19 protein-coding genes are annotated in these 21,427 nt (G+C 70.8%); 12 read left to right on the top strand and 7 right to left on the bottom strand.

Features of this window, described 5'->3' with window-relative positions; translation table 11 throughout:
- Positions 1 to 34 precede the first annotated feature (34 nt).
- The 3 genes from IMZ11_RS20700 to IMZ11_RS20690 are packed head-to-tail and all read right to left on the bottom strand — an operon-like array spanning position 35 to position 1,898.
- Positions 35 to 496 (bottom strand): nuclear transport factor 2 family protein, encoded by a 462-nt coding sequence (locus tag IMZ11_RS20700; RefSeq protein WP_228643900.1) that lies wholly within the window; start codon positions 494 to 496, stop codon positions 35 to 37.
- Entirely contained in the window at positions 493 to 1,011 is a 519-nt protein-coding gene (locus IMZ11_RS20695; protein WP_228643898.1) for a nuclear transport factor 2 family protein, read from the bottom strand. The genes IMZ11_RS20700 and IMZ11_RS20695 overlap by 4 nt, the downstream gene beginning before the upstream one ends.
- Positions 1,008 to 1,898: an LLM class F420-dependent oxidoreductase gene (locus tag IMZ11_RS20690; protein ID WP_228643896.1), complete on the bottom strand. Its 891-nt coding sequence runs from the start codon at positions 1,896 to 1,898 to the stop codon at positions 1,008 to 1,010. Before IMZ11_RS20690 ends, IMZ11_RS20695 begins: the two co-directional genes overlap by 4 nt.
- Positions 1,899 to 2,272: 374 nt before the next feature.
- On the opposite strand from IMZ11_RS20690, the gene IMZ11_RS20685 reads away from it, so the two are divergent.
- Positions 2,273 to 3,163: an IclR family transcriptional regulator gene (locus tag IMZ11_RS20685; RefSeq protein ID WP_061259567.1), complete on the top strand. Its 891-nt coding sequence runs from the start codon at positions 2,273 to 2,275 to the stop codon at positions 3,161 to 3,163.
- 47 nt (positions 3,164 to 3,210) lie between these two features.
- Here IMZ11_RS20685 and IMZ11_RS20680 read toward each other — a convergent pair whose 3' ends face one another.
- Entirely contained in the window at positions 3,211 to 3,783 is a 573-nt protein-coding gene (locus IMZ11_RS20680) for a flavin reductase family protein (RefSeq protein WP_061259566.1), read from the bottom strand.
- A 235-nt stretch (positions 3,784 to 4,018) separates the two neighbouring features.
- Between IMZ11_RS20680 and IMZ11_RS20675 the strand changes: the two genes are divergently transcribed.
- From IMZ11_RS20675 to IMZ11_RS20640, 7 genes are all read left to right on the top strand, one after another.
- Positions 4,019 to 4,891: an alpha/beta fold hydrolase gene (locus IMZ11_RS20675; protein WP_228643894.1), complete on the top strand. Its 873-nt coding sequence runs from the start codon at positions 4,019 to 4,021 to the stop codon at positions 4,889 to 4,891.
- Positions 4,888 to 6,585, top strand: a complete 1,698-nt coding sequence (locus tag IMZ11_RS20670; RefSeq protein WP_228643892.1) for an FAD-binding protein — start codon at positions 4,888 to 4,890, stop codon at positions 6,583 to 6,585. The genes IMZ11_RS20675 and IMZ11_RS20670 overlap by 4 nt, the downstream gene beginning before the upstream one ends.
- Complete coding sequence (locus IMZ11_RS45945; RefSeq protein WP_305075890.1) at positions 6,582 to 7,616, top strand: ferredoxin--NADP reductase; 1,035 nt, start codon at positions 6,582 to 6,584, stop codon at positions 7,614 to 7,616. The genes IMZ11_RS20670 and IMZ11_RS45945 overlap by 4 nt, the downstream gene beginning before the upstream one ends.
- Before the next feature lie 169 nt (positions 7,617 to 7,785).
- A complete protein-coding gene (locus IMZ11_RS20655; protein WP_228643890.1) occupies positions 7,786 to 8,619 on the top strand; it encodes a 2-keto-4-pentenoate hydratase in 834 nt (277 codons plus the stop codon).
- Positions 8,620 to 8,629: 10 nt separating this feature from the next.
- Positions 8,630 to 9,538 carry an acetaldehyde dehydrogenase (acetylating) gene (locus tag IMZ11_RS20650; RefSeq protein ID WP_228643888.1) on the top strand — a complete coding sequence of 303 codons (909 nt, stop codon included), beginning with the start codon at positions 8,630 to 8,632 and terminating at the stop codon, positions 9,536 to 9,538.
- Positions 9,539 to 9,579: 41 nt separating this feature from the next.
- The gene (dmpG, locus tag IMZ11_RS20645; protein ID WP_228643885.1) at positions 9,580 to 10,611 is read left to right on the top strand and encodes a 4-hydroxy-2-oxovalerate aldolase; all 1,032 of its coding nucleotides are present in this window, start codon (positions 9,580 to 9,582) and stop codon (positions 10,609 to 10,611) included.
- Positions 10,608 to 11,792, top strand: a complete 1,185-nt coding sequence (locus IMZ11_RS20640; protein WP_228643883.1) for an acyl-CoA dehydrogenase family protein — start codon at positions 10,608 to 10,610, stop codon at positions 11,790 to 11,792. Before dmpG ends, IMZ11_RS20640 begins: the two co-directional genes overlap by 4 nt.
- A 101-nt stretch (positions 11,793 to 11,893) precedes the next feature.
- Here IMZ11_RS20640 and IMZ11_RS20635 read toward each other — a convergent pair whose 3' ends face one another.
- Positions 11,894 to 12,721: an SDR family NAD(P)-dependent oxidoreductase gene (locus IMZ11_RS20635; protein WP_228643881.1), complete on the bottom strand. Its 828-nt coding sequence runs from the start codon at positions 12,719 to 12,721 to the stop codon at positions 11,894 to 11,896.
- Between the two features lie 24 nt (positions 12,722 to 12,745).
- Positions 12,746 to 13,600 (bottom strand): SDR family oxidoreductase, encoded by an 855-nt coding sequence (locus tag IMZ11_RS20630; protein WP_228643879.1) that lies wholly within the window; start codon positions 13,598 to 13,600, stop codon positions 12,746 to 12,748.
- Between the two features lie 304 nt (positions 13,601 to 13,904).
- Between IMZ11_RS20630 and bphC the strand changes: the two genes are divergently transcribed.
- Genes bphC through IMZ11_RS20610 form a run of 4 tightly spaced genes read left to right on the top strand, consistent with a single transcriptional unit; the run spans position 13,905 to position 17,716 of the window.
- Positions 13,905 to 14,825 (top strand): biphenyl-2,3-diol 1,2-dioxygenase, encoded by a 921-nt coding sequence (bphC, locus tag IMZ11_RS20625; protein ID WP_228643877.1) that lies wholly within the window; start codon positions 13,905 to 13,907, stop codon positions 14,823 to 14,825.
- A gap of 56 nt (positions 14,826 to 14,881) precedes the next feature.
- Positions 14,882 to 16,372: an FAD-dependent oxidoreductase gene (locus tag IMZ11_RS20620; protein WP_228643875.1), complete on the top strand. Its 1,491-nt coding sequence runs from the start codon at positions 14,882 to 14,884 to the stop codon at positions 16,370 to 16,372.
- Between the two features lie 5 nt (positions 16,373 to 16,377).
- On the top strand, positions 16,378 to 16,875 hold the full coding sequence (locus IMZ11_RS20615) for a nuclear transport factor 2 family protein (RefSeq protein WP_228643970.1): 498 nt from the start codon (positions 16,378 to 16,380) through the stop codon (positions 16,873 to 16,875).
- A 1-nt stretch (position 16,876) separates the two neighbouring features.
- Positions 16,877 to 17,716, top strand: a complete 840-nt coding sequence (locus tag IMZ11_RS20610) for an SDR family NAD(P)-dependent oxidoreductase (RefSeq protein WP_228643873.1) — start codon at positions 16,877 to 16,879, stop codon at positions 17,714 to 17,716.
- A 101-nt stretch (positions 17,717 to 17,817) separates the two neighbouring features.
- Here IMZ11_RS20610 and dnaE read toward each other — a convergent pair whose 3' ends face one another.
- The gene (gene dnaE / locus IMZ11_RS20605; protein WP_228643871.1) at positions 17,818 to 21,348 is read right to left on the bottom strand and encodes a DNA polymerase III subunit alpha; all 3,531 of its coding nucleotides are present in this window, start codon (positions 21,346 to 21,348) and stop codon (positions 17,818 to 17,820) included.
- Positions 21,349 to 21,427 lie beyond the last annotated feature (79 nt).

Raw genomic sequence — 21,427 nt, 5'->3', positions numbered from 1 at the left:
CACTACCGGCGGCACACCCCGCCCCCGGACACGGTCACGCGTGTCGTAGGACGCCGAAGTCGCCGATCGAGATCGTGATCGTGAAGACGCGTGAGGTGATCCGCCAGCCGTCCGGGGTGCGTGCCCAGTGGTCCTCGTACTCGCCGAAGCATTCGTATGAGCGGCCCTCCCACGGGCCCGCCCCTTGGTGGTAGACCCGCGCGTACGTCAGGGACCTGGCCGCGTCGCCGTCGACGGCGACGCGGTGGTTGCCGAGCAGGTGCTGGGACGGCCCGCATCCGCCCAGGTGGCTCCGGACGGTCCGCACGATCTCCGCCCGTCCGGTGCGGCGATAGCCGGTGGCCGTCTCGGTGAAGGCCGCGCCGACGCGGTCCCAGTCGCGCCGGTCGAGCGCGGAGGCGAGTTCGGCCAGCCGTTCGACGATCTGGTCCCGGTCGGTGCGGTCGCGGATGTTCCCCTCGTCGGCGGGGACGGAAGGAGGGCCGGGGGACGTCACACGGTGCTCCCGCGCTCGCCGGTGTGCGAGTCGGCGAACGTGCTCGCGAGCAGCTCCGGCGACTCGGGACGGCCGTCGAGCACGCGGTTGGTCCGGGTGGTGACCCGCCATCCGTCCGCTCCCCGGCGCAGCCGCCAGTGGTTGGCCGTGGCGCGGCGCAGCGTGAACGCGCCGGACGCGGCGTCCCTGACGATCATGAGGGTGTAGCCGACCGCGACCGCGTCGTCGCCGTTCACCGTGACGTGCGGCGCCCCGACGAAGTGGGCGCAACCGCCCGAGATCCAGCGCTGGTGCGCCTTTGACAGGACCATGGCCGTGATCTCGTCGCGCCCGTTCATCAGCAGTTCGTCGACGTCGTAGACGCCGTCCGCCTCCCACAACCCCGCGACGGCGTCCGCGCTGCCGCTGTCCACGAGCGGGCCGTACGAGAGGATCAGCCGGGTGATCGCCAGCTCGTCCTCGATCGCGCCCAGGCGCTGTTCGAGCCTGGCCAGCCGCTGCTCGGTATCGCTCATTCCGCGCTCCCGTCCTGGGTTCCGAAGCCGATGCCCATGCCGATGCCCAGGTCGCGCAGCGCCTGGAGTTGCTCGACATAGTTCTCGGCCGAGGCGGCGGCGATGGTGACCCCGGCCACCGTCGCGCCCGCGTCGCGTACGCGTTCGAGGGCGCGTGCCGCGATGTCCGGAGCGCCGATCGGGTCGAGCGCGCGGCCGGTGGCGAGGACGACTTCGAACCCGGCCGGGAGGTCGGCCTCGCGGACCATCTCCGAGAGCCGGTCGAGGGGGAGGCCGAACGGCACCCAGCCGTCGCCGTACGTCACCGCGCGGCGCAGGGATCGCGCGGTCCGGCCGCCGATCCACATCGGCACCCGTTCCTGCCGTGCGTGCGGCTCGACCACGAAGCCGGAGAAGTCGTAGAACTCGCCGTGGAACTCCGGCTCCCGCTGGGAGAGGGCCGCGCGGAGGGCGGCGATGGCCTCGTCCGCGCGCGGGCCGCGCCCCTCGAACGAGGCGCCGAGCAGATCGAACTCCTCCTTGAGGCTGCCCACGCCGAGGCCCAGCGTGAGCCGTCCTCCGCTGATCCGGTCGAGCGTGCCGTACCGCTTGGCGACGGCGAGCGGGTGGTGGTAGCCGAGCACCAGCACCTGCGTGGCGAGCCGGATCCGGCGGGTACGCGCCGCGAGGTAGCCGAACGTGGCCAGCGGGTCCCAGTACGTGCCGCCGCGCTCCTCGGCGACGGGGGCCGGGATGGCCACGTGCTCGCTGCAGGTCAGATGGTGGTAGCCGAGCCGGTCCGCGGCCTCGGCGATCAGCCCGATCTCCTCGATCCCGGCTGAGCGCTCCCACTCGGAGTGCACGCCCGGCAGCTGCACCACCACCGGCGTGACGATCCCGATCCGCATACGGCAACACCTTTCGCTCCTGGAACGGTTCCTTCCTAACGGGAGGGCGCGCCGGGCGGCAGACGCGGTCCCGGTCAGCGGAACCGCACTGAAACGATTGTCAGGAACTCGCCGCGACCTCGACCCGCGTGGCACGCGGATCGGCCCGCCCGGATCGGAAGCATGCCGGGCACGTCACCGGCGACGGGCGGAAGCAGGCCGGAACCTCGACCGCGCAGCGGAAACCCGGCCGAATCGGGGCCGCATCCCCCGGGACCTCGGAGGACCGGTCATCCGACGACATCCGGGATAGCATCTCGCCCTTCCGCGCGGCGCGTCTCGTTGCTACATTCGCGTTAACAAGAATTCATTTCAGTTTTGGCCAGGAGGACTCAATGACCGCTCTCAGTCCTTCACCGGAGATCGCGGCGCCGGCACGCCGGGAGCTGCCCCCGTCCATGGTCGAGCGGATGACTCTGATCATGGATGCCTTCGCCGGCCGCTCGACCCGGCTGACCCTGGAGGACGTCGCGCGCTGCACGCACCTCCCGCGCTCGACCGCGCACCGCATCCTCGACCAGCTCGTCCGTCTCAACTGGCTGGAGCACACCTCGTTCGGCTACCGCCTCGGACAGCGCGCGCTGGGACTCGGCGGCAGGGACGGGAGCCACGGCGAGATCCGCGAGGCGGCCGCGCCGCTGCTGCACGAGCTCCAGATCAAGACCGGGATGGTCGTCCACCTCGCGGTCCTCGACGGCGCGCAGGTGTTCTACCTCGACAAGGTCGGCGGCCGGTTCGCGACCTCGGTTCCCTCGCGGGTCGGCGGCCGGGCCCCCGCGCACTGCACCGCGCTCGGCAAGGCCATCCTGGCCTGGCTCGAACCGGAGCAGGTCGAGTCCCGGATCAGCGGCTTCATCAGCCGGATGACGAACCGCACCATCGGAGAGATGGGCACCCTGCACCAGGAGCTGCACCGCATCCGGCAGCGGCACGGGCTGGCGTTCGAGCGGGGCGAGTGCTTCCCGAACATCGCCTGCGTCGCGGGGGCGATCCGCGGCTATGAGGGTCCGGTGGCCAGCATCTCCCTGGTGGGCGACACCCGCACGCCGCTGGAGAAGGTCGCGCCGTTGGTGATCGACGCCGCGCGGCAGGCATCGCTGTCCCTGTTCCCCGACCTGGCGACCCCGCGCCGGGCCCGCCTCATGATGGCGGTGCCGGACCAGACGTGGTCGTCGGCGACGATGAACCGGCTCCTGGAGACCGGCCAGAACGGCGACTGGATGTGACCACCCTCAGGGGTGACCCCGGACTCAGGGGTGACCCCGGACCGGGGCTACCCCCAGTGGTCGCCCCACCCCCACAGGTTCGGCCCGATCTGCGCCTGCGGCTCGTCCTCGTCGATGCCGAACCGTCCCCGGTAGAAGATCATCGGCCGCTGCTCGGTGACCGTCTCGACCTCCAGCACCCGGCCGATCACCACGTCGTGGTCGCCGGCGACGTGCACGTCGTGCACCTCGGCGTGCACGCGGAGCAGCACGTCCCGCAGGGCCGGAGCACCCCATCGGGAGCGATCCCATTCGAGCCCCTCGAACTTGCTGCCCTTGCTGGAACCGAATCGGCGGCAGACGTCGACCTGCTCCTCGCTGAGGACGTTCACGCAGAAGCGCCCGGCGTTCCGGATCCTCGGCCAGGCGCGGCCGTTGTGGTCGGCGCAGAACAGCACCAGCGGCGGCTCCAGCGACACCGACGCGAACGACTGGCAGGCGAACCCCACCGCCTCGCCGTCGTCGATTCCGGTGACCACGGTGACACCGCTGGCGAACGCCCCCATGGCGCGCCGCAGCTCCAGCGGTGTGGGTGGGGCGACGTCGACGGGTTCCGTCGAGAGCGGGGTCTCGGTTGTCATGGGTTCCCCTCGTGTGTCACGGCGGTTTGCGGTGGCTCAGGAAACGAACGTAAGCCGCACCGCATGCCATGCAGAAGACCATCCCGATGAGTGGAAGGTCACAACGGCCATGGACGGTGCCTCCCCGGGTGGCCGTACCGGGGGTCCGACGTCTCGCTCATCGGGATGGCCGGGGTCGGGACGGGCCGCCGCTGGCTACCGTCCCAGCAAGCTGACATTCCTATGACCGGAGCGGATGATGACCACGGAGCTGACCTACGAGTCGACGCTGCGCGAGCTCGCGACAGACCAGGGAGTCCTGCGATATCACGAGGCCGGAGACGGCCCGCCGCTGCTGCTGCTGCACGGCTCCGGCCCCGGCGTCACCGGCTGGCGCAACTTCCGCGGCAACCTCGCCGTGTTCGCCGAGCACTTCCGCTGCCTCGTCCTCGAGTTCCCCGGCTTCGGTGTGAGCGACCCGACCGACGAGCACCCGATGATCGCCGCGAACTCCGCGGTGGTCCGCTTCCTCGACGGGCTCGGCCTCCACCAGGTCGACGTGATCGGCAACTCCATGGGCGGCATCATCGGCACCCAGTTCGCGATCGGCCATCCTGACCGCGTCCGCCGGCTGGTCACCATCGGCGGGATCGGCAGGAACATCTTCAGCCCCGGACCGGGCGAGGGCATCAACCTGCTGATGGAGTTCACCGAGAACCCCACCCGCGAGGCGCTCGTCCAGTGGCTGAACTCCATGGTCTACGACCCCGCCCTGGTCACCGAGGAGCTGATCGAGGAGCGCTGGGCGCAGGCCACCGACCCGGACACGCTCGCCAGCGCCAGGAGGATGTACGGCAAGGCCGCCATGGCGGCGCGCGCGAGGGCCGCGGCCGCCTCGGACGCCCCGCCGTACTGGGCGATGTTGCACAAGGTCAGGGCGAGGACCCTGCTGACGTGGGGCCGCGACGACCGGGTCAGCCCGCTCGACATGGCGCTCGTGCCGATGCGCACCGTCCCCGACATCGAGGTGCACGTGTTCCCCAACTGCGGGCACTGGGTGATGATCGAGCAGAAGGAGGCGTGGGAGAGCGCCGTCCTCGCCTTCCTCACCCGGAAGGACAACGCATGACCGCCGGATGGGACGACGAGTACGACCTCATCGTCGTCGGCAGCGGCGGTGGCGGCATGACGGCCGCGCTGGCCGCCGTCGACTGCGGGCTCTCCGTCCTGGTGGTCGAGAAGGGCAGGATGTTCGGCGGCAGCACCGGCATCTCCGGCGGCGGCATCTGGATCCCCAACAACCCGACCCTGCGGGCCAGGGGCCACGACGACAGCCGCGCGTCGATCCGGCGGTACCTCGACCTGCTCACCGAGGGCCGGGTGCCCGCGGCGCGGCTCGACGCGTACGTGGACAACGGCCCGGCCGCGATGGCGCTGCTCGGCAAGAGCCAGTGGATGCGCTTCTTCTGGACCAAGGGGTACGCCGACTACCACCCCGAACTGGAGGGCGGCCGCCCGCTCGGCCGGTCGATCGAGGCGATCCCGTTCGACACCCGCAAGCTCGGCGAGGACGAGAAGTTCCAGCGCCCCAACAGCATGAAGGGGCCGCTCGGCCTCTGGATCACCAGCAAGGACTACCACGACCTGGCCATGGTCAAGCGCACCTGGCGCGGGCGGTGGGCCTCGGTCGTGGCCGCCTGGCGGGTCTCCTCCAACGTGATCCGCCGCCGCCACATGGCGACCGGCGGGCGGGCGCTCGTCGCCCGGCTGCGGATGGCGCTCAAGGACGCCGGTATCCCGCTGTGGCTGCGGACCTCCATGACCGAGCTGGTCGTCGGCGACGGCGGCCCGGACGACGGCAGGGTCACCGGCAGGGTCACCGGCATCGTCGCCGAGCGCCGGGGCGAGAAGGGCACGGAGCCCCGCACCGTGCGGCTGCGCGCCAGGAAGGGCGTGCTGCTGGCCACCGGCGGCTTCGACCACAACCCCGAGCTGCGCGCGAAGTACCTGCCCGAGGGCGGCCGGGCCGACTTCAGCATGGGCGCACGGGAGAACACCGGCGACGGCATCGTGGCGGGGGAGCGGCTCGGCGCCGCCCTCGACTTCATGGACGACGCCTGGTGGATGCCCGCCGTACGGCACCCGGCCGGGGCGACGATCCCGCTCGTCTCCGAGCGCTGCATCCCGCCGTCGATCATCGTGTCGGCGGAGGGCAGGCGCTTCACCAACGAGTCGTCGCCGTACGTGAACTTCGTGCACGACCAGCTCGCGGGCGGGCACGTCCCGGTGTGGTTCGTGATGGACGCCAAGGCGCGGGCCCGCTACCCGTTCGCGCAGATCCTCCCCGGGATGCCGATCCCGAAGGAGTTCTACGACCAGGGCCTGGCGTTCCGCGCCGACACGCTCGCGGAGCTGGCCGGGAAGATCGGCGTCCCGCCGGAGGCGCTGGCCGAGACCGTCGAGCGGTTCAACGGCTTCGCCAGGAACGGCAAGGACGAGGAATTCGGCCGGGGCGACAGCGCGTACGACCGCTACTACGGCGACCCCACGCTCAAGAACCCGAACATCGACGTGATCGACCGGGCGCCGTACTACGCGTTCCGGATCGAGGCCGGGGACCTCGGAACCAAGGGCGGGCTGGTCTGCGACGAGTACGGCCGGGTGCGGCGCGAGGACGGTTCGGTGATCGAGGGCCTCTACGCCACGGGCAACACGTCCGCGTCGGTGATGGGCAACGAGTACGCGGGTCCGGGCGCCACCATCGGTCCCTCGATCGTCTTCGGATACATCGCCGCCCGGCACGCGGCGGGAGTCACGGCATGACCCAGCCGGGATCGCTCGAAGTGCGCGTCGTCGAGGTCATCCGCGAGACCGCGGACGCGCACTCGCTCGTGCTCGAACCCACTGAGGGCGGCCGGGACCGGTTCGGTTACCGTCCCGGCCAGTTCCTCACCATCCGGGTGCCGACCACGCGCGAGGGAGGGGCGGCGCGCTGCTACTCCCTGTGCAGCTCGCCGGTCCGCGACGAGAAGCTCAAGGTGACCGTCAAGCGGGTCAGGGACGGCTACGCGTCGAACTGGATCTGCGACAACGTCACCGAAGGGGACATCCTGGAGGTGCTGCGGCCGTCGGGCACCTTCACCCCGGACTCACTCGACGAGGACTTCCTCCTGTTCGCGGGGGGCAGCGGCGTCACGCCGGTCATGTCGATACTCAAATCCTGCCTGTACGGCGGGACCGGCGCGGTCACGCTGATCTACGCCAACCGGGACGAAGACTCGGTCATCTTCCGGGACGAACTGGTCGCGCTGGCGACGGAGTACGGCGACCGCCTGACAGTGGTCCACTGGCTGGAGTCCGTGCAGGGCCTGCCCACCGCCTCCGGACTCGCCGCGCTGGCCCGGCCGTACAGCGGGCGGCAGGCGTTCGTGTGCGGTCCCGAGGCGTTCATGAACCTCACGGTGTCCGTGCTCGCCGGCCTCGGCGTGCCCGACCGGCGGGTGCATGTCGAGCGCTTCTCCTCGCTCGCGGGCGACCCGTTCGCCGAGTCCGGCGTCGTCATCGAGGCCGACGGGCCGGTCAGCGAGGTCGAGGTCGAGCTGGACGGCGAGACGCGGACCGTGTCCTGGCCGCGAGGCAACCGCCTGCTCGACGTGCTGCTCGACGCCGGCATGGACGCGCCGTTCTCCTGCCGTGAGGGTTCGTGCAGCGCGTGCGCCTGCGTCCTCCTTTCGGGTGAGGTCACCATGGAGCACAACACGGTCCTTGACAAGCAGGACCTCGCCGACGGCCTGATCCTGGCCTGCCAGGCGATCCCGGTCAGCGAACGGCTCAGGGTCACCTACGACGCCTGAGCTGCCCGCTCTCCGGTCCCTCCACGGCCGTTTCCATCGGATTCACGCCGGATTTTCGCCGGGTTCCCACTGAGCGGGAGACGCGGCGCCACCGGCGATCCGTGACTGGAACCTTTGACTCAGGAGCCCTGCCGACCCGAGCACGGGCCGACGACCCAGGAGGATGTGGATGTTGGAGGCGGCACAACGCGTGTCCGCGGCCGACCGGCTGTGGGCGGCACAGCGGGACCGGGAGCCGATCGCTCCGCTGACCGAGTCCCTCCCGGACATCGACGTCGTCGACGCGTACGAGATCCAGCTGATCAACATCCGCAGGCAGCTCGCCGGCGGGGCTCGGGTGTACGGGCACAAGGTGGGCCTGTCCTCCCTCGTGATGCAGCGGATGATGGGCGTCGACGAGCCCGACTACGGGCACCTGCTCGACACCATGGTGTTGTCGGAGGACACGCCCATCGAGGCCGGCGCGTACTGCTACCCGCGGATCGAGGTCGAGATCGGCTACGTGCTGGGCGCGAGCCTGCCGGGCGAGGGGTGCACCGAGGCGGACGTGCTCGCCGCGACCGAGTACATCGTGCCGAGCATCGAGCTCATCGACAGCCGGATCACGGACTGGAGGATCGGGCTCGCCGACACCATCGCCGACAACGCGTCCTCGGCGGGCGTGCTCCTCGGGGCGGCCCGGGTGAGCCCCAGAGACCTGGACCCGGCCGACATCGAGGCCGTGCTGTACTCCGTCGGCACGTCAGGCGGCACGTCCGACGGCACGTCCGACGGCACGTCAGGCGGCACGGAGATCGCGCGCGGGAACACCAACGCCGTCCTCGGTGACCCGACCACCGCCGTGGCCTGGCTGGCCAGGAAGGTGGCTTCCTTCGGAGTGAAGCTCGAAGCCGGGCACGTGATCCTCCCCGGATCCTGCACCCGCGCCGTGGACGCGCGCCCCGGCGACACCTTCCGCGCCGAGTTCGCCGGGCTCGGCTCCGTGACCGCTCGATTCGAATGAGGGTGAGACTGTGACCAAGGCGACCGCCGCCATCGTCGGCTCGGGCAACATCGGGACCGACCTGATGTACAAGCTGCTCCGATCAGACCTGATCGAGCCGCGCTGGATGATCGGCGTGGACCCCGACAGCCCTGGCCTGAAGCGGGCGGACACGCACGGCCTGACCACCTCCGCGGACGGGGTCGACTGGCTGCTCGCCCAGGACGAGCGGCCCGACATCGTCTTCGAGGCCACCTCCGCGTACGTCCACAAGGTGAACGCGCCGAAGTACGAGGCGCTCGGCATCCAGGCCGTCGACCTGACCCCGGCCGCGCTCGGCCCGGCCGTCGTGCCCGCGGTCAACCTCGGCGCCCACCTGGACGCGCCCAATGTCAGCCTGATCACCTGCGGCGGCCAGGCCACGATCCCGATGGTGTACGCGGTCTCCCGGGTCACCGAGGTCGCCTACGCCGAGATCGTCGCCAGCGTCGCCTCGCCGTCGGCCGGTCCCGGCACGCGGGCCAACATCGACGAGTTCACCAAGACCACCAGCCGCGGCATCGAGACGATCGGCGGCGCCGCCCGGGGCAAGGCGATCATCATCCTCAACCCGGCCGAGCCGCCGATGCTGATGCAGGACACCGTCTTCTGCGCGATCCCCGAGGACGCCGACCGGGACGTCATCGCCGCCTCGATCGCGGACGTGGCCGCGACCGTCGCGTCGTACGTGCCGGGCTACCGGCTGCGCGCCGAGCCGCAGTTCGACGACCCGACGCCGGTGAGCGGCGGGCTGGCCCGGGTCGCGGTCTTCCTGGAGGTCGAGGGCGCGGGGGACTTCCTCCCGCCGTACTCCGGCAACCTCGACATCATGACCGCCGCCGCCACCAAGGTCGGTGAGGGCTTCGCGCAGCGCATCGTCTCCGAGCGTGTGCCGTCCTAGTCACGTCCCCCGTCACCTCCTCGTCACAAGGAGACCCTTCCATGCCCTACAGCGCCGACCTCGACATCCGGGTCACCGACTCGTCGTTGCGTGACGGCTCGCACGCCAAGCAGCACCAGTTCACCGTCGAGCACGTCCGGTCCATCGTCGGCGCCCTCGACGACGCCGGTGTGCCGGTCATCGAGGTCACGCACGGCGACGGGCTCGGCGGCTCGTCGTTCAACTACGGATTCAGCCACACGCCCGAGCAGGAGCTGATCAAGACGGCGGTCAAGACCGCCAAGCGGGCGAAGATCGCGTTCCTCATGCTGCCCGGCCTGGGGGTGCAGGACGACATCCGCGAGGCCGCGGGCAACGGCGCGAGCGTGTGCCGGATCGCCACGCACTGCACCGAGGCGGACATCTCCGTGCAGCACTTCGGGCTGGCCAGGGATCTCGGCCTGGAGACCGTCGGCTTCCTGATGATGGCGCACAGCCAGCCGCCCGAGGTCCTGGCCAAGCAGGCGCGGATCATGGCCGACGCCGGCTGCCAGTGCGTGTACGTCGTCGACTCCGCCGGCGCGCTGATCATGGAGCAGACCAGCGACCGGATCTCCGCGCTGGTGGCCGAGCTCGGGGCGGACGCCCAGGTCGGCTTCCACGGTCACGAGAACCTCGGCCTCGGTGTCGCCAACTCCGTGCTCGCCGTACGCGCGGGCGCGCTCCAGATCGACGGCTCGACCCGCAGGTTCGGGGCCGGAGCCGGCAACACCCCCGTCGAGGGGTTCGCCGCGGTCGCCGAGAAGCTCGGCATCCGCACCGGCATCGACACACTGAAGATCATCGACGCCGCCGAGGACGTCGTACGCCCGGTCATGGACGGGGAGTGCCTGCTCGACCGGCTCTCGCTGACCATGGGCTACGCCGGGGTCTACTCCAGCTTCCTGAAGCACGCCGACCGCCAGGCAAGGAAGTACGGGGTTTCGGGCGCCGAGATCCTCATCGAGGCCGGGCGGCGCAAGCTCGTCGGCGGCCAGGAAGACCAGCTCATCGAAATCGCAGTCGCACTCGCGGGGAAGCGGGAACAGGCATGACCAACCAGGTACTCGAGGCGATCGTCCAGCGCGCCGACGAACTCAGCGCGCTCGGTCTGTCCAACGAGAAGCTCGGCCGGCTGGACGACCAGGCGGCCAAGGTGCTGCGCGAGTCGGGCGTCATCCGGATGCTCCAGCCGAAGACGTACGGTGGCCTCGAGTTCCATCCCCGGGACTTCGCCGAGACGGTGATGAAGATCGCCAGCTTCGACGGGTCGACCGGCTGGGTCTCCGGCGTCGTCGGCGTGCACCCGTGGGAGATGGCGTTCGCCGACCCGAAGGTGCAGGAGGAGATCTGGGGCGAGGACCAGGACACCTGGATCGCCTCGCCGTACGCGCCGATGGGCATCGCCCGGCCGGTGGACGGCGGGTACGTCTTCAACGGCCGCTGGCAGTTCTCCTCCGGCACCGACCACTGCGACTGGATCTTCCTCGGCGGTTTCCTCGGTGACGAGGAGGGCAAGATGGCCCACCCGCCCGTCTCACTGCACCTGATCCTCCCGCGGTCCGACTACCAGATCGTCGAGGACTCCTGGGACGTGGTCGGGCTGCGCGGCACCGGCAGCAAGGACATCATCGTCAAGGACGCGTTCGTCCCCGCGTACCGCACCCTGGAGTACACCAAGGTCGTGGACGGCTCCGCGGCCAAGGAGGCGGGGCTGACCAACCCGACCTACCACCTGCCGTTCTCGGCCGCGTTCCCCCTCGGCATCACGGCCTCGCTGATCGGCATCTGCGAGGGCGCCCTCGCGCACCACATGGCGTACCAGAAGAGCCGCGTCCAGGTCACCGGCACCAAGATCAAGGACGACCCGTACGTGCTCTTCGCGATCGGCGAGGCGGCGGCGGAGATCGCGGCGGCCCGGTCCGCGCTGCTCGACAACGCCTCCCGGATGTACGACATCGTCGCCTCGGGGCGCGAGGCCACCTTCGACGAGCGCGCGGTCGGCCGGCGCACCCAGGTCGCGGCGGCCTGGCGCGCGGTCCGCGCCGTGGACGAGATCGTGGCCCGCTCGGGCGGCAACGCCATGCGCATGGACAACCCGATCCAGCGCTTCTGGCGGGACGCGCACATGGGCCTGGCGCACGCCATCCACGTGCCCGGCTCGGTCTTCCACGTGTCCTCTCTGACCCAGCTCGACATCGAGCCGCCGCACGGCCCGATGCGTTCCATGATCTAGTCCCCTGCCCGCCCCCTCCCCGCGGAGGGGGCGGCGTTCGTCGAGGTCCGGCCGCGCCGTGTCGCCCACGCTCGTATGGCGGCGCACCGAGCCGCGGGGGCTCAGGAGGCGTCGAGGTCCGGCACCCACACCACGCCGTTGATGTGGGAGCCGCCGTCGACGAACAGCGTGTTTCCCGTGAGATAGCGGGCGTCCTCACTCGCGAGGAAGAGCACGACGGGGGCGATGTCCTGCTCGGGGTCGCCGATCCGCCCCATCGGGTTGCCCCGGTCGGCGGCCGTCGCCAGCTCAGGGTTGGCCGCCATCCTGCGGCGGAAGGCCGCGCTCTTGGCCCCGGGGCAGACGGCGTTGACGACGACGCCCGTGGGCGCCCACTCCCGCGCCGCCGTACGGGTCAGCGCGCGCAGCGCCTCCTTGGCGGAGTTGTACTCCAGGGTGCCCATGTGGGCGTTGACCCCGTTGAGCGAGCACATGTTGATCACGCGCCCCCAGCCTTGTTCCCTCATGTGCGGGAACGCCGCCCGCATCGCCCAGAACGGGCCGTAGTAACCCATGGCGAAACCACGGTCCAGCTGCTCGTCCGTCTTGTTCTCGACCCGGCCGACGCCGCCGGTGCCGCCCCAGGCGTTGTTGACCAGGACGTCGATCCGGCCCCACGTCTCCACGGCGGCGGCCACCATGGCCTCCACCTGCTCCCTGTCGGTGACGTCCGTGCGCACGAAACGCGCGTCGGCGCCGAACTCCTCCACCAGCTCCCGGGTGGTGCTCTCCCCGGTCGCCTCGTCGATCTCCGCGACGACGATCGCCGCGCCCTCGGCGGCGAACCTCCGCGCGACGCCCCTGCCGATGCCGTCGCCCGCGCCGGTGATCACCGCCACCCGCCCGGCCAGCCTGCCGTACGCCTCCGCCTTGTCCTGTCGCATCGTCATCCCTGCTCTGTGATGGTGGTTCTGTCAGTCACCGAGGCTCGCGACCAGCTTGGGCGTCCAGATCACCCTGCCGAGGAACCGGTCCGCGTCGGGTGAGGAGACCAGCCAGGCGATCGCTCTCCCCGGCGCGTCCTCCGGAGTGGGGTCGAACCCCTTGTCCGCGATCGAGCCGGTGCCGCCGCGCGCCGAACCCGCCTCCGTGATCACGAAGCCCGGGTCGAGGTTGAACGCGCGTACGCCGTGCTTCAGGTACTCCGCGTTGATCGCGCCGGCGAGCCGCCCGAACGCCGCCTTCGACGCGGAGTACGCGACGCCCCAGCCGCCCTCACCGGGCGGTGCGGGCGGGTCGGTCGTGGCCGAACCCGAGCACATGTTGACGATCGTGCCGCCGCCTCGCTCGACCATCCCGGGGAGCACCGCCTGCAGCAGCACGATCTGGTTCAGGTAGTTCCCCGCGACGGTCCGGGCGGCCACGTCGACGTCGAGGTCGAGGAAGCGGTCGTGGTTCCCGGCGATGTGCGCCACCGCGTTGTTGACCAGGACGTCGACGCGCCCCCACTCGCGGAGCACCGTGTCCGCCGCCGCCCGTACGCTGTGGCGGTCGAGGAGGTCCATCCGGATCGGCAGCGCCCGCACGCCGAGCGCCTCGATCCGCGCGGCCGTCGTGCGCAGGCTTCCCGGGACCGCGATCCGCTCCGGACCGTCGTCGCTGTAACGCGGAGGGATCACCCCCTGCCCCTCCTCGACGGTGCGGGCGGTGAACGCGACGTCGTACCCGGCGCGGGCGAGGGCGAGCGCCGTCTCGCGGCCGATTCCCCGGCTCGCTCCGGTGACCAGCGCCGTCGGGCGTGCGGCCGGGGTTCCTGTCGCTGACGCCATCGGGTCGCGCACCTCGTCAATCGTTCGGTCGTTCAGGGGACCGGTGGGGTCTGCCGGTGGGGAGCTCCAGGCATGGTGGAACGCCCGCCCGGCGTCATGGGGTACGGATCTCGCTCAGCGGGAGCCCGTCGTCCGCCGCGTTCACCCGGCCGAGCCTGCGGACTCTCACTGAGCGGGAGAGCGAAGGCGGTACGGCGGCGGCTCTGTCACCTTTGGTGGCAGAGAAGACCGCCCCGTCCGGGGGCGAGAGGGACCGGAGGGCTTCCACGCCCGACCAGGGCACCGGCAGATTGGATTGAGGACTGTGACGCAGATCCGAGGGCTGGGCTATCTCAAGGTCCAGACGCGTGACATCAAGCGCTGGCGTGAGCTCGTGATCGACGGCCTCGGTTTCGCCGAGGGAACCGGGCCTGACCCGGACGGCCTGTACCTGCGGATGGACGAGCGCCAGGCGCGGCTCATCGTGCTTCCCGGCGACTCCGACCGGGTGCTCGCCGTCGGCTGGGAGGTGCGCGACCAGTTCGCGCTCGCCACGGTGGGCCGCGCGGTCGAGGCCGCGGGCACCGCCGTCAAGGTGCTGTCGGAGGCGGAGGCCGCCGAGCGGTCCGCCGAGCAGGTCATCGCCTTCGAGGACCCGGCCGGGACGCCGGTCGAGGTCTTCTTCGGCCCCGTGCTCGACCACAGCCCGGTGCTCACCGGCAGGGGCCAGCGGTTCGTCACCGGCCCGCAGGGCATGGGCCACGTGGTGCTGCCCACCACCGCCATGCAGGAGACCGTCTCCTTCTACACGGAGGTGCTCGGCTTCCTGCCGCGCGGCGCCATCAAGGTCGGCGGCGGCAAGGGCAGCGGGCCCGTACGGCGGGTGCGCTTCATGGGGGTCAACCAGCGCCACCACAGCCTCGCCGTCTGCCCCGCGCCGCACGGCGAGGAGCCCGGCCTGGTGCACCTCATGATCGAGGTCGACACCCTCGACGCGGTCGGGATGGCGCTGGACAAGGTGCGCCGGCTCGGCTTCTCCATCTCCTCGACGCTGGGGCGGCATACCAACGACAAGATGGTGTCGTTCTACGTGCGCGCTCCCGGAGGCTGGGACATCGAGTACGGCACCGAGGGCATGCTCGTCGACGAGACGTACTACACCGCCGAGGAGATCACCGCCGACAGCTACTGGGGGCACGACTGGTCCGGCTCCGAGCCGCTCGCCGCTTTCATCCCGCGGTCCTGAGCGAGAGGCGAGTCGATCGACATGCGGACTCCGCAGCGTGACCTCCGGGTGGTGTCGTGACCTCCCCGTCCCCGGTCCGGCAGGTCCAGCCGGTCCCGGCGGCCTCGGTCGCCGGCTTCGACCACGAATGTGATGTGCTCGTCGTCGGATTCGGCTGCGCCGGCGCGTCCGCCGCGTTCGAAGCCGCCACGGCGGGCGCCGAGGTGCTCGTGCTCGAACGCGCGGGCGGGCCGGGTGGCTCGTCCGCGCTGTCCGGAGGCGAGCTCTACCTCGGCGGCGGCACGGCGGTGCAGAAGGCGTGCGGCTTCGAGGACACCGCGGACGACATGTTCGCCTACCTCAGGGCCGCGCTCGGCCCGCACGCCGACGAGGAGAAGCTGCGGCTCTACTGCGACGGCAGCGTCGAGCACTTCGAGTGGTTCCGCGACCGCGGGCTGACCTTCAACGAGAGCTTCTACGACGCGCCGAGCTGGATGCCGCCGACGAAGGACGGGCTGATGTGGCTGGGCGAGAACGCCTGGCCGTACAACACCGTCGCCCGCCCGGCGCCGCGCGGGCACCGTCCGGCGACCGAGAGCTTCGGCGGCTGGATGATCATGGAGAAGCTGGTCGCGGCCGCGAAGGAGGCCGGGGCCGCCTGCCACGCCGACACCCTGGCCACCAACCTGGTGACCGACGACACCGGCCGTGTCGTCGGAGTGATCGCCCGCCGTTACGGCGAGACCGTCGCCTACCGGGCGCGCAAGGGCGTCATCCTGACCACCGGCGGCTTCGTCGACTCGGAGGAGATGCTCTGGGAGCACGCCCCCGTGCTCATCGGCCACGGCAAGGTCAGCGACGGTCTCGACGACGGCAGCGGCATCAGGATGGCGGCGGCGCTCGGCGCGGCCACCCGGCGCATGTCGGAGGTGGAGATCGCGCTGACCGTGCTGCCCGCGATGATCACCCGGGGAATGCTGGTCGACGGGCTCGGCCGGCGGTTCATCAACGAGGACGTCTATCCGGGCCTGTTCAGCGTCGCCGCCGTGCTGCACCGGCCGGGGCCGTACTGGGCGATCATCGACGAGGCGGGCTACGAGGACATTCCGAAGCGGGACCTGTGGGGTGTGCGCCCGCAGTTCGTCGCGGAGACGCTCGCGGAGCTCGAAGAGTCGCTCGGCATGCCGCACGGCGCGCTCGAGTCGACGGTCGGCGTGTACAACCGGCACGCGGAGCGGGGCGAGGACCCCTACTTCCACAAGGACGCCAAGTGGCTGCGGCCGCTCCGGCCGCCGTACGCCGCGGTCGACCCGCGCTTCGGGTTCGCCTCCGGAGACCGGGAGAGCGCGGGGTCCGGCACGGGCGTCGCCGGGTTCACCCTCGGCGGGCTGCACACCACCGTGGACGGCGCCGTGCTCGACCAGTCGGGCCTCCCCATCCCGGGGTTGTACGCCGCGGGCCGGGCCAGCTCCGGCATTCACGGTGAGGGCTACATCAGCGGGACCTCCCTGGGCGACGGCACGTTCTTCGGCCGCAGGGCCGGGCGCGCCGCCGCGGGAGAGGCGTGACGACCATGACGGAAACCCGGCGGACTCTCGAAGAGCGCGTCGCCGAGCAGGAGCGGATCGCGGCGATCAAGGCGCTCAAGTACCGGTACTGGCGGGCCTGCGACGCCAAGGACGTCGAGACGTTCCGTGACTCCTTCATCCGGGAGGGCGCGTCCATCCGGTTCGGGAGGATGGGCGACTACGACGACGCGGCCGGGCTCGTCGCGGTCTTCGAGAAGGTCGCGCTCCGCAAGGTGGACGGCCGGTACGTGATCCTGGACATGCACCACGGCATCCACCCCGACATCACGCTGCTGTCCGACACGGAGGCCGTCGGACGGTGGACGCTGCGCTTCCGCCAGATCAACCTGATCGACAACACCGAGAAGCTCGGCGCGGTCGAGTACGACGACGCCTACGTCGTCGAGGACGGCCGGTGGAAGAAGTCGAAGTGCCACGTGCGCGAGCTGTGGTCGATCGTCCGCCCGCTCCCCGAGGGCGCCGTCGTCACGCAGGGGTTCTGACATGGGGACGGGCACGGGAAAGGTCGCCGTCGTCACCGGGGCGAGCCGCGGCGTCGGCAAGGGGGTCGCACTCGCGCTGGGCGAGGAGGGCTGGACGGTGTACCTCACCGGCCGCGGCCCCCTCGAAGGCAACGCCCGTCTGCTGAGGTCGGCCGAGGAGGTGACGGCCCGGGGCGGCACGGGCGTCCCCGTGGCCTGCGACCACCGGGACGACGACCAGATCGCGGCGGTCTTCGACCGGGTGGACGCCGAGCGGGGCCGCGTCGACCTCCTCGTCAACAACGTGTGGGCCGGGCCCGACTACGACAAGGCGGCCGAGCCGTACTGGCGACGCCCGCTCGGCGACTGGGACAGCCTCATCGGAGTGGGGCTCCGGGCGCACTTCGTCGCGAGCGTGGCCGCGACCGCCCGGATGGTCGAGCGGAACAGCGGCCTGATCGTGAACATCTCGTCCTTCGGCACCCGTCGCCACCTGCACTCCGTGCTGTACGGCGTGTCCAAGGCGGCGCTCGACAAGATGACCGCGGACATGGCGGTGGAACTGGGCGATCACGACGTCACGGTCCTGTCGCTCTGGCTCGGCCTGGTCCAGACCGAGAGCGTGCTGGCGAAGGGGGTCGACACCATCGCCGGATTCCCGATCGCGCTGGCGGAGACGCCCGAGTTCGAGGGCCGGGTGATCGCCGCGCTCGCCGCCGACCCGAAGGTGCGCGCCCGCAGCGGGCAGACGCTCATCTCGGCGGAGACGGCCGTCGAGTACGGCGTGACCGAGCGGGACGGCCGGGTCCCTGCCTCGCACCGGACCGCCTTCGGCGGCGGCCCGGTGTTCCCCGCTCCCTAGTTCCCCGGGAGGTACACGTCCGGCCGCTTCGGCGCTCGCGCGGCAGGCGCACGACAGCCGAGACCTCGCCGGTACGGCAGGCGGGCAGGCGCGCCCGCCGGTCATGCGCCGCCGATCGCGCCGGCGCCGAACAGCGCCTTGACATCGCCGTAGAACGCCGGCCCCGAGGCCACCTGGAACGGCTCGAGGTTCCACAGCACACTCGCGGCGCCGGGGCGGTGCACCCGTACGTGCACGGGCGCGCGTCCAGGATGGGTGGTCAGGATGTGCTTGAACTCCTGTACGACCCGCAGGGTCAGCTGGGCCTCCTGGACCGAGATCACCACGGGTGGTTCGGTCTCCGCCTGGGAGACGTTCAGCAGGGTGATCTCCTCGCCGTAGACGCTCATCGTCTCGTCGCGGATGTTGATCCGGCCACGGACGGAGATCACGCGGTCCTCGGCCAGCGCCTCGCCGTACAGGGTGTAGGTCGTGGGGAAGATGAGGCACTCCACGGCGGCGTCGTGGTCTTCGAGGGTGGCGATCGCCCATGGACTGCCCTGTTTGGTGACCTTACGTTGCAGGCCGGAGACGATGCCGCTGACCCGAGTCACGCCGTCCTGGCGTCCGGAGGCCAGCAGGTCGGCGATGGTGGTGTCGCGGTTTGCGGACAGGACGCGTTCGGCGCCGTCGAGCGGGTGACTGGAGACGTACAGGCCGAGCATCTCGCGTTCGAAGGCGAGCAGGGTGGCCGTGTCCCACTCGCCTTCGGGGATCGCGACGGAGAAGGCGTCGCTCCGGCCGGGGTCGCCGAACAGCGAGTCCTGGCCGTGGGCCTCGTTCCGCTTGACGTCGATGACCGCGTCCACGGCGGGTTCGTGCACCGCGATCAGGGCTTTTCTGTGGTGCCCCAGGCTGTCGAAGGCACCCGCCTTGGCCAGTGACTCGATGACGCGCTTGCTGCAGACGACGGAAGGGATCTTGGATAGGAAGTCGTTGAAGTCGGTGTAGGCGCCGCGGGCCTCCCGGGTGGTGACGATCGCCTCGACGACGCCCGCTCCGATGTTGCGCACCGCGCCCAGGCCGAAGCGGATGTCGGACCCGACGGCGGCGAAGTCCAGCCGGCTGGCGTTGACGTCGGGAGGCAGCACCCTGATGCCCAGGCGCCGGCAGTCGGCCAGGTAAACGGCCATCTTGTCCTTGTCGTCGCCGACCGAGGTGAGCAGCGCGGCCAGGTACTCCTGCGGGTGGTTGGCCTTGAGGTAGGCGGTCCAGTAGGAGACCAGGCCATACCCGGCGGTATGCGACTTGTTGAAGCCGTAGCCGCTGAAGGGGACCAGGACGTCCCAGACCGCCTTGATGGCCTCCTCGGAGAAGCCGCGGCCGCGCATGCCCGCCGAGAACCGGTCCCATTCGGCGTCCAGGACCTCCTTCTTCTTCTTGCCCATGGCCCGGCGCAGCATGTCCGCGGCGCCGAGGGAGTATCCGGCGAGTCGCTGGGCGATGGCCATCACCTGCTCCTGGAAGACCACCAGGTGGAAGGTGTCGCCGAGGATGGGTTCCAGGGCCTCGGCCAGTTCGGGGTGGATCGGCGCGACCGGCTGCTTGCCGGTCTTGCGCAGCGCGTAGTTGGTGTGCGCGTTCATCTCCATCGGGCCGGGCCGGTACAGCGCGTTCACCGCGGCGATGTCGGTGAACGTGGTGGGCTGCATCAGCCTCAGCAGCACTCGCATGCCGCCCCCGTCCAGCTGGAACACGCCGAGCGTGTCGCCGCGCGCCAGCAGCTCGTACGTCGTGGCGTCGTCGAGCGGCACGCCGAGGATGTCGATGCCGATGCCCTTGTTGGCCCGCACGCCCGCGATGGCGTCGCCGATGACGGTGAGGTTGCGCAGGCCGAGGAAGTCCATCTTCAGCAGGCCCATGTCCTCGGCCTGGGTGAACGGGAAGCCGGTGATGATCGGCCCGTCGGCTTTGGGCTTCACCAGGGGGATCACGTCGATCAGCGGCTCGCTGGACAGGATCACGCCGGCGGCGTGGACGCCGGTGCCGCGGGTCAGCCCCTCGATGCCGGCCGCGGTGTCGATCACCCGCGTGACGTCGGGATCCTGTCCGTACATCTGGCGCAGCTCGGCCGCCTCGCCGTGACGGGGATGGCGCTCGTCGTGGATGGCGGCGAGCGGGATCTCCTTGCCGCCGGCGGCCGCCGGGAACGCCTTGGTGATCCGGTCGCCCAGGGCGTACGGCAGGCCGAGCACGCGGCAGGCGTCCTTGACCGCGGCCTTGGCCTTGATGGTGCCGAAGGTGACGATCTGGCAGACCCGGTCGTCGCCGTACCTGCGGGTGACGTAGTCGATCATCTCGTCACGCCGCCGGTCGTCGAAGTCGAGGTCGACGTCGGGCATGGTGATGCGCTCGGGGTTGAGGAAGCGTTCGAAGATGAGCTGGTGCTCGATCGGGTCGAGCTGGGTGATGCCGGTGCAGTAGGCCACCATGGAGCCGGTCGCGGAGCCGCGGCCGGGGCCCAGGCCGATGCCGTTGTCGCGGGCGTACCGGCAGATGTCGGCGACCACCAGGAAGTACCCGGGAAAGCCCATGGTGTCGATGACCGACAACTCGTAGTCGATGCGGTCGAGCGCCTCCTGCGGCGGGTCGCCGCCGTAGCGGCGGCGCGCCCCCTCAAGGGTCTCCTTGCGCAGCCAACTCGACTCGCTCTCGCCCTCGGGGACGGGGAAGCGCGGCGTCAGGTCGCGGTGGGCGAACGCTTCGCCGTAGTCGCCCACCCGCTCGGCGACGAGCAGCGTGTTGTCGCACGCGCCCGGCACCTCGCCGTCCCACATGGCGCGCATCTCCTCGGCCGACTTGATGAAGTAGCCGGTGCCGCCGAAGCGGAAGCGGTCGGTGTCGGCCAGCCGCTTGCCGGTGCCGACGCACAGCAGGGCGTCGTGCGCTTCGGCCTGGCTCTCGGTGACGTAGTGCGAGTCGTTGGTGGCCAGGGGCGGCAGGCCGAGCTCCCTGCCGAGCCTGAGCAGGTCCTCGCGGACCCGGCGCTCGATCGCGAGGCCGTGGTCCATCAGCTCCAGGAAGTAGTTGTCCGTGCCGAACATGTCGCGATAGCGCGCGGCGGCCTCGACGGCCTGGGCGTACTGGCCGAGCCGCAGCCGGGTCTGCACCTCCCCGGATGGACAGCCGGTCGTCGCGATGATCCCTTGGCCGTGTTCGGCGAGCAGCTCATCATCCATGCGTGGATATTTCTGGACATGACCTTCGAGCCAGGCTCGGGACTGCAGGCGGAAGAGATTGCCCAGGCCCCGGGCGTCCACCGCCCACATCGTCATGTGCGTGTACAGGCCACGCCCGGAGACGTCCCCGCCCTCGCCGGTGTCGTCGTTGGACCGGCGCAACGAGAGGTTGTCGCTGTAGTACACCGGCTTGCGATGGTGCCGCGAGGCGGGAGCGACGTAACTCTCGATGCCGATGATCGGCTTGATCCCCGCCTTGCGTGCCGTCTGGTAGAACTCGTACGCCCCGTGCACGTTGCCGTGGTCGCTCATCGCCACGGCCGGCATGCCCAGCCGTGCCACCTCGTCCATCAGCGGGCCGACCTTGGCCGCCCCGTCGAGCATGCTGTACTCGGTGTGCACGTGGAGATGCACGAAGGATCCCACAGGAAACCACGCCCCCTGGTTGTAGGCTCGGCCGTGAATCCGAGCATTCGACCCGAGAGCAGGAGTG

The organism is Microtetraspora sp. AC03309 (assembly GCF_020826795.1).
Lineage (GTDB): Bacteria > Actinomycetota > Actinomycetes > Streptosporangiales > Streptosporangiaceae > Microtetraspora > Microtetraspora glauca.
Note: the sequence above shows the minus strand (reverse complement) of the source record. Positions and strands in the feature narration are given on the sequence as shown.